At 71.4% G+C, this 6,815-nt stretch carries 6 protein-coding genes; 3 read left to right on the top strand and 3 right to left on the bottom strand.

Going from position 1 to position 6,815, the window contains the following annotated elements; genetic code table 11:
- Positions 1–11: 11 nt before the first annotated feature.
- The 3 genes from ACWF94_RS28850 to ACWF94_RS28840 all read right to left on the bottom strand — a co-directional run bounded on the left by ACWF94_RS28850 (position 12) and on the right by ACWF94_RS28840 (position 2,275).
- Positions 12–1,091, bottom strand: a complete 1,080-nt coding sequence (locus ACWF94_RS28850) for a flavin-containing monooxygenase (RefSeq protein ID WP_453494734.1) — start codon at positions 1,089–1,091, stop codon at positions 12–14.
- Positions 1,092–1,147: 56 nt separating this feature from the next.
- Complete coding sequence (locus ACWF94_RS28845) at positions 1,148–1,918, bottom strand: TetR/AcrR family transcriptional regulator (RefSeq protein ID WP_453494731.1); 771 nt, start codon at positions 1,916–1,918, stop codon at positions 1,148–1,150.
- 96 nt (positions 1,919–2,014) lie between these two features.
- A complete protein-coding gene (locus tag ACWF94_RS28840; RefSeq protein ID WP_453494728.1) occupies positions 2,015–2,275 on the bottom strand; it encodes a hypothetical protein in 261 nt (86 codons plus the stop codon).
- Between the two features lie 1,122 nt (positions 2,276–3,397).
- Between ACWF94_RS28840 and ACWF94_RS28835 the strand changes: the two genes are divergently transcribed.
- The 3 genes from ACWF94_RS28835 (at position 3,398) to ACWF94_RS28825 (ending at position 6,756) form a co-directional block, all read left to right on the top strand.
- Complete coding sequence (locus ACWF94_RS28835; RefSeq protein ID WP_453494725.1) at positions 3,398–4,474, top strand: polyprenyl synthetase family protein; 1,077 nt, start codon at positions 3,398–3,400, stop codon at positions 4,472–4,474.
- A gap of 636 nt (positions 4,475–5,110) precedes the next feature.
- The gene (locus ACWF94_RS28830; protein WP_453494722.1) at positions 5,111–5,971 is read left to right on the top strand and encodes a helix-turn-helix domain-containing protein; all 861 of its coding nucleotides are present in this window, start codon (positions 5,111–5,113) and stop codon (positions 5,969–5,971) included.
- Complete coding sequence (locus tag ACWF94_RS28825) at positions 5,968–6,756, top strand: SAM-dependent methyltransferase (protein WP_453494719.1); 789 nt, start codon at positions 5,968–5,970, stop codon at positions 6,754–6,756. The genes ACWF94_RS28830 and ACWF94_RS28825 overlap by 4 nt, the downstream gene beginning before the upstream one ends.
- Positions 6,757–6,815 lie beyond the last annotated feature (59 nt).

Here is a 6,815-nt window from a genome sequence, read left to right as displayed (position 1 = left end):
CTCGATATCCGTCAGGCCGCCGGGCGGCGCCAGGCGGGTTCCGTGGAGGCGATCCAGCGGCGCAGCCTGCGGGCGACATGGATGGCGTCCGTGCCGACGCCGTGGATCCCGCCGGAGAGCAGAGACCGCTGGCCTTCGAGGCCGACGAAGGCCAGCCCGGGGTGGACCGTGGACAGGCCCGACCGCTGCCGGGGCACACCCCGGCGGTCGAGCGCGCCGATCGGCCGCAGGTACTCCACCGCCGGGCGGTAGCCGGTGGCGAGGAGGACGGTGTCGACGTGCTCGGTGCTCCCGTCGGCCCAGCGGATGTCGGTGCCGTCGGCGGCCGTGAACAGTTCACGGTGGTCCAGGACACCGCTGTCCAGGGCCTTGCGGTACCTGTCGTCGTTGTCGACGATCACCGCGGTCTCGTGCCCCAGCGGTATCAGGGCACCGACCGGTAACAGCAGTCCGGTTTCGAGGGCCTTCCAGCCGGCCCGGCTGCTGGGCGGCCGGAGTTTCGTGTATCTGATCGGCCGTCGGCTGGCCAGGGTGACCTGGGCTTCCCCGGCCAGTTCATGGGCGATCTGCATCGCCGAGTTGGCCCCGCCGACCACGATGACCCGCTGTCCCGCGAACGGTTCGGGCGACCGGTAATCGGCGGAGTGCAGCACCTTTCCGGTGTATGCGGCGAGGCCGGGTATCTCCGGGCGGTTCGGATTGCCGAAGGTGCCGGTGGCGGCCACGACGACCGGGGCGTGCAGCACCTCGCCGGTCTCCGTCGTCACCGCGTAGCCGTCGGCTGTGGTGTGGACGGTGGTGACCCGGGTGCCCGTACGGATCTCGCAGTCGAGCCGGGCGGCGTACGCCAGGAGATAGGCCACCATCTCGTCGCGGTGGGGGAGGTGGTCGGCCCGGGCGGGGAACGGCATCCCGGGCAGGCACGACAGCCGGGCGGGGGTGAAGATGGTCAGGCTGTCGTAGTAGTGCGGCCAGGATCCGGCCGGCGCGGTGCCGGCTTCGAGCACGATCGGTCTGAATCCCTGGTTCCGTAGGGTGTAGGCGGCCCCGAGTCCGTACTGTCCGCCGCCGATGACGATTGCCGTGTCCATGGTCCTCCGCTCCTTGGTACCGGGCCAACGGCCGGGCGGCCGCTCGGACGGGTCCGTCATGGTCCCGGTCCCGTCCGCCGTTCCGCCGTGGTCCCGCCGGTTTTCGCTGTCGTTCCGGTGTCGCTGCGGTGAGGTTGCGGTGCCGTGACCCGGCGGCCGGTCCGGTCGCCGGGTGGCCGGGTCGCCCGGGCCGGGGCGGGCAGCCCGGCTTCGACGGCGGCCACCGCGGTGTCGACGAGGCCGGGGAGCGGGGTCTCACCCCCCAGCCGGTGCCAGAGCGCCATGCTGGCCTCCACCGCCCCCCCGACCACATGGAACACGAGTTCGGGGTACGGATCGTCGGGCGCCAGCCCGGTCCGGCGGGCCAGAGCCTCGACGGTGACGCGCTTCTCCTCGGTCATGTACCGGACGAGCCGGACGGCCAGCGCCGGATGCTCCGTCACCGCCGTGAGCCGGGTGAGCCATTCGTCGCGGTCGGTATCCCACCGGGCCAGATCGTCCCGCCAGGCGTGGGCCATGGCGTACGGCGGCGAGAGCCGGGCCGGAGCCGTGACGATCCGGTCCGGCAGGGTCGCCATCCGCTCCTCGTCGTCCGGGTACGCCACCAGCAGAGCGTCCTCCTTCACCGCGAAATAGTTGAAGAAGGTGCGCGCCGAAACCCCGGCCTCCGCGCTGATGTCCTCCACGGTCACGCGGTCGAGACCGTACTCGGTCACCAGCCGCAGGGCGGTGGTCACCAGCAGCCGGTGGGTCTGCCGCCGCTTGCGCTCCCGAAGGCCCGGGGTGTTGTCACCGGTCCGGCCTCGGGCTGGTCCTGCTGTCGTCACCGTTCCACCGTAAAGGCAAGAGTGCAGAATCTGCAAGATTTCAGGCTCTGCAATATTTGCCGCTGGGCAGTCACTGACCGCCATCCTTCAATCGGATCAGCGCGTCACCTCGTCCAGCGGTTCCAGGACGTGGCGGTACGTCCGGCCCGTGGCCCTGGTCATGCCCAGCTCACAGGCGCGGTTGGAGGAGGCATGGGCGGCGAAGTCGCGTGCGGTCACCTCCGAGGTCTCGGTGGCGGTGGCCGATGCGGTCAGCTCGGGGTGCGGGAGCCCGCGGTTCCCGGCGAAGGCGCGGCATCCCCGGTTGAGGGGTACGACGACCTCGGGCGACAGATACCGGGATCCCGGCCAGCACACCGTGGTCGCCGTCCAGCGGTGATGCCCGCGATCGCTGGGACGAGCAGGTGGGATGGAGGGCGATGGAGGCGATACGGCGCCGGAGAGGCAGGCGGTCGAGCAGCACGTCATGGGTGTAGCCGACCGAGTCCAGCACGCGCAGGCCGCGGTACGACGAGCCCTCGGCGGCGGCCTCTGGCATCGTCGACCCTCGGTGCATGACGAGGCGTCACCGACGACGGGCAGCGCTTCCCCGTCGCTCGCCTCCCCCAACGCGGGCAGGACCAGGCCCGTCATGACCTCGTATCCGTCCGTGAACCCCTTGGACTTCCACGGGGTGCCGCAGCACAGGCCCGCGAGCACGCCGGGGATCCGCGCCCCGATCCCCGCACGGGCCGCAAGGGCCCGGAAGGACGCGGACGCCGTCGCCCACGAGACGGCGCGCGCCCCGGGTCACCGTGGCGGTGGTCCGGGGAAGGCGTGCGGTGGCCGTGAGCCCGGTCCCGGCGAGCCGGGACGCCCCTTCCCAGAGGCGTGCCGCCGTCCGCCACGCGGCGCGCTGCCGCCGGAGCCTGCTCGGCGCGCAGCCGGCGCACGAGGTCCCCGGTGTCGATGCCCAGCGGGCAGGCGGTGGCGCACATACCATCGCACACGCTGCCATCCCCAAGTGCGTCGGCGGTGCGGGCGTCCCGGGCGCGGGAGACCGCGAGTACGAGTGCCTGGGAGACCGCTCCGCACAGTCCCACCCACAGGGCGAACCGGTAGTCCCACCCACGGAACCAGCTGTTCATGACTTTGCCCGCCCGGTATCCGTGCGTACGTGGTGTTCGTCAGCCGGGTGGTGGTGGGCGCGTCGGGCGCCGGGGCGGGCTTCGGGTTTGTCCTGGGCGGGGGGTGTCACGAGTGCCCGCTGACCAGCCACTCCCGAGGCACACGAAGATCTCTTCCCGAGCGGGCTGAGATCGTTTCCCGCCTCGCTGGTGGCCGGGCCCCGGCGATCCCGAAGGCCCGCCGGTCCCGCCACGTCGGCTCCACCCCGTTGGGGTGGCCCTTGCGTGACCTGGTGATACTGGACGCGGGTCTGCCGCGTCAGTCGGCTGCCGGCCCTGTGCGTGCCGACCAGTGTTTCAGGGAGTGCCCTTCATGTCTGTTGAGAACGCGGCCGGTGTCCAGCAGCGGCTCGCCGGATACCGCAGCCGCTTCGACGCGTTGTTCGCGGACTACTTCGACACGCTCGCCCGGCAGCCGCTCACCCGGGGTCCGTTCTCGGCCGAGGCATTGGACCTGGTACGGGACATGTCGCTGCGCGGGGGAAAGCGACTGCGGGTGGCACTGCTGTACGAGGCGGCGCGACTGGTCACTCCCGATCCCGTGCCCGCTCTGGACGAGGCCGCGCTCAGTATCGAGTTGCTCCAGACGCACGGACTCATCCACGACGACATCGTCGATGACTCCCCGATGCGCCGCGGTGCGCCGTCGGTGTACTACGCCTACCGGGAGCGGTTCCCCAGCCACCCGCAGACGGCGCTGGGCCTTGCCGTCCTGGCCGGGGATCTGGCCGCCTTCCTGTCCATGCAGGTGCTGCTGAACGCGCCTGTTCCCCGGGATGTGCGGCAGGCGATGGCCGCCGTTCAGGCAACGACGGGGGTGGACACGGTCATCGGACAGTTCCTCGACCTGGAGCGTGACTTCGGTCCCGTGCCCGACCGGGAACAGCTGGACCTGGTGTCCGACTACAAGAGCGCCCGGTACTCGGTGCTGGCCCCCTTGCAGCTGGGCCTGCTCGCGGCGGGCGATGACCCGGCCGGCCACCATGAGGAACTGGCTCGGTACGCACGGCTGGTCGGGGTGAGCGGGCAGATGCGCGACGACTATCTCGACTTGTTCGCCGATACCGGAACGACAGGCAAACCGGCCGGTGCGGACTTGCGCGCGGGCCGCCTGAGCTACGCGGTATGCGCCCTCCTGGCAGCGACGAGCGGCCAGGACCGGGAGGCGGTGGAGGCCGCGCTCTCCGATCCCGTCTGTTCTCCGGAGACCGTCCAGCGTGTCCAGGAGATCGCCCGGCACCACAGCGTCGGCGAACGACTGCGCGGCGACATCCGCCGCACCGCCGAGTCGGCGTCCGCGCTCGCAGCCGCTTGGCGGCCGCGCTGGCGCGACGAGGCCGTCGCGTTCTTTGAGCAGTTGCCGCTGTGGGGCGCGCAGCGCGCCCTGTGACGCTCCGGTGGGTCCGCGTCAGGTGAGTGGGGCCTCCCTGGCCGCCATCGCGGGTTTCGGTTTCACGCGTGTCGGTGAGCAGTGGGACGAGCGCGACGGGCTTGGGATCGTCTTCGAGATCCCGGCAGACGCGAGGCAAGCCGGGCAGTTCCACGGCTTCGGCGGATGTGGTGATCGACCCAGTCGGGCCGGGCCGTGACATGAGAAGGGGCGGACGGGTGGGGCGAGTTGTGACCGGGCTGGGCTCGCACGGCCATTTCCATTCTGCCCTGTCCGGCGTCTCACGCGCACATGTCGGCGAGCTGTTCGCCGAGTTCGCCCAGTGCGGGGGAGGCGCGCGGCAGTCAGCGCCTCCGCGAGGTCCGGGGCGGGGATCGTGTGCGGGCGGAGGGGGCCGGCAGGAAGCCCCGGCCGGTCTTCCTCGATCGGCCGCGGCAGCCCGGGAAGTCAGCCAGGGTCCAGCGGGCCCCGGTGACGGGCCCGGCTGCATGACGCGCGGCGCTTGAGATCGAGGCGGGTGTGCCGTTTCGTGGACACAATTTTCCTATGTGGTGCATTACGCGGGTACCGCAGCATGCAGAATGAGCCAGGCGGAAGATGCGCGCAGAGTGCCGGACGCGGATGGGGGAGGTCGGGATGCCAAGGCCGCGGTCGGGCCCGAGCGTGCTCCACATGGTGCTGGCCACCCGTCTCCAGCAACGACGGGTCGGCGCCGGAGTGTCCCAGACCGAGGCTGCCGAGGCGCTCGGCGCGCATCCCGCGACGGTCCGGCGCATCGAGCTCGGGGCAGCCTCGCTGGACGCCGCCCAGGTCCGCACACTGCTGGAGCGCTACGGCGCCGGGCCGGCGGAGGTCGCCGAGTTCGTGGGGCAGCTGGCGGAGGCGAACGCGCCGAGCTGGTGGCATCCCTGGCGCGGTGTCCTCGACGAGTGGCAGCAGCAGCTGATGAGCGTGGAATCCGCCTCCAGCCTCATCCGGACCTGGCACCCCTCCCTCGTGCCCGAACTGCTGCGGACCTCCGCCTACGCGGAGGCGGCCGACCGGATGCTGCGGCCCGACGCGCCCGCGTCGGACCGGCGGCGGCGGGCGGAGTTCCTGGCCCAGCGGCAGGCCCACATCACCTCGCGGCAGACGCGGATCTGGGCACTGATGCCGGAGGCCGCGTTGCACACCCGCGCCGGTTCCCATGAGGTCATGGAGGAGCAACTGGAGGCGCTGCGGGCGGTGGTCGGCCCGCCACGGCGGCTCCACACCCTGCAGATCTCGCCCCTCGCCGGCCGGGTCCACCCGCTGACCGGTACGGCGCCGCTGACGTTCTACCGAGTCGATGTGCCGGAGATTCCGGATCACGTTGTTCAGGACAGCCTGGTCGGTCCGCCCGGCGTCTGGAGCGACATCGCCACCGTGACCGCCTATCGCACGCTGCTGGACCGGGCGTGCGCCTACGCCCCTCGCTCCGGAACTCCGCTGCCCGTTCCCAAGGAGGACACCTTATGAAGGACCCGCAGGACCGTATCGACACCACTGTCGCTCACTCCGCCCGTGTCTGGAACTACTGGCTGGGCGGGAAGGACCACTACGCGGCCGACCAGATAGCCGGGGAAGCCTACGAGAAGACCTTCCCGCAGTCCCGCGCCTTCGCGCAGGAGTCCCGGCACTTCCTGCGCCGTATGATCGCCTATCTCGCCGGTGAGGCGGGCATCCGCCAGTTCCTCGACCTGGGCGCCGGGCTGCCGACCGTGAACAACACGCACGAGGTGGCCCAGCGCATCGCGCCCGACGCCCGTATCGTCTACATCGACCACGACCCCATCGTCGTGCGCCACGTCGATGCCCTGCTCACCAGCACCCCCGAGGGCGCCACGACCTACGTCGAGGCGGACATGCAGGACACGGAGAAAGTCCTCGCGGGTGCGGCACAGATGCTGGACTTCTCCCAGCCCGCGGCCCTGGTCTGCTGCGATGTCCTCGGGCATATCGTCGACTTCGACGAGGCCCTCGGCCTGATCGACCGGCTGGTGCGGCGGCTGCCCTCCGGCAGTTACCTGGCTCTCAGCCACTGCTGGGCCGACGGGCCCGAGCACGTCGCGGCGCAGGACGCCTACAACGCGACCGGCGCCATCCCCTACATTCTCCGCCCGCCCTCCCAGATCGCCCGCTTCTTCGAGGGTCTGGACCTCGTCGAGCCGGGGCTGGTGTCCTGGCCGAACTGGCGGCCGGACTCCACCACCGGCACCGCCACCATCCGCGCCGGCTGGGGAGCCATCGGCCGCAAGCCCTAGGGCCTCTCGTTTGGATCTTGCTGGGCTCGCGTGCCCTGGCACCGCGCTCCCCCTGGGCC

The sequence above is a fragment of the Streptomyces sp. NPDC055078 genome (assembly GCF_053607985.1).
The sequence above is the reverse complement of the archived record's forward strand: the minus strand, read 5'-3'. Positions and strand labels throughout refer to the sequence as shown.

Coding starts and splice junctions, on each gene's coding strand:
- ACWF94_RS28835 (WP_453494725.1), top strand. CDS start 3,398: ATGTCTGTTGAGAACGCGGCCGGTGTCCAGCAGCGGCTCGCCGGATAC.
- ACWF94_RS28850 (WP_453494734.1), bottom strand. CDS start 1,091: ATGGACACGGCAATCGTCATCGGCGGCGGACAGTACGGACTCGGGGCC.
- ACWF94_RS28830 (WP_453494722.1), top strand. CDS start 5,111: ATGCCAAGGCCGCGGTCGGGCCCGAGCGTGCTCCACATGGTGCTGGCC.
- ACWF94_RS28825 (WP_453494719.1), top strand. CDS start 5,968: ATGAAGGACCCGCAGGACCGTATCGACACCACTGTCGCTCACTCCGCC.